Annotated in this window: 1 pseudogene; it reads right to left on the bottom strand. The window is 72.6% G+C overall.

The annotated features are described in order from the left end of the window. A pseudogene (locus tag rosag_RS25330) lies at positions 1-872 on the bottom strand (IS5 family transposase). Positions 873-921 lie beyond the last annotated feature (49 nt).

The following is a 921-nucleotide window of genomic DNA, read 5'->3' on the forward strand; positions in this document are numbered from 1 at the left end:
CTAGGTAGTGTCTGAGAAGTACCGCGTTGCGTAGCGGGCGGCGAGGACGAGGCAGATGGCGGCGCGGTAGGTGACGGCGAGCTTCTCGGCCCGCGTCGCCACGCGCCGCCAGCGCTTGAGCCACCCGACCGCTCGCTCGACCACGTTGCGGGCGCGATAGAGGGCCGCATCAAAGGCGCACGTGCGCCGTCCGTGCCGGGCGCGCCAGGCCAGCTGGTCGCGTCGCTCAGGGACCAGCAGGCGCACGTGGTGCGCGCGCGCCCAGCGGCGGATCGCGCCGGTGCTGTAGGCGCGGTCCCCAAGCACGAGGCGCGGCCGCCGGCGCGTACCAATGCGCACCGACGCGAGCAGCGCGACCGCCTCCACGCACTCGTTGATCTGCCCGGCGGTTACACGGAACGCGGTGATCGTCCCGCGCGCGTCGCACGCGAGATGGAGCTTCGAGCCCCAGCCGCCGCGGGAGCGGCCCAGAGCGTGGTCAGCCGGTTCGGCAACGGGTCCCCCTTTTTCCGCGCGCCCGCCGCCGCATGCAGCGCGCGAATCGAGGTGCCGTCGACGCACCAGCGCTCCCAGTCGACCGCGCGCTGGCGCTCCATCCGGGCGAGCAGCGCCTGGTAGAGCCGCTCCCACGTGCCGTCCTTCGCCCACGCGTTGAACCGGTGGTAGCACGTCTGCCACGGCCCGTAGCGCTCCGGCAGGTCGCGCCACGGGCAGCCGGTCGCGAGGATCCACAGGATCCCGTTGAGCACTTGGCGCTCGTCGCGCGGCGGGCGGCCGCGGCCGCGGTGCGAAGGCAACAACGGCGCGAGCACTGCCCATGCCGCGTCGGTCAGTTCGTGTCGGCGGCCAACCCCATGCGCACCTCCAGCCAGCGTCCCTCGAAGCTATGAACCGCTGGCTGGATTGTCAGACACGACCTAG

Origin of the sequence: Roseisolibacter agri (genome assembly GCF_030159095.1) — a bacterium.
In the GTDB taxonomy this organism is placed as follows: Bacteria; Gemmatimonadota; Gemmatimonadetes; order Gemmatimonadales; family Gemmatimonadaceae; genus Roseisolibacter; species Roseisolibacter agri.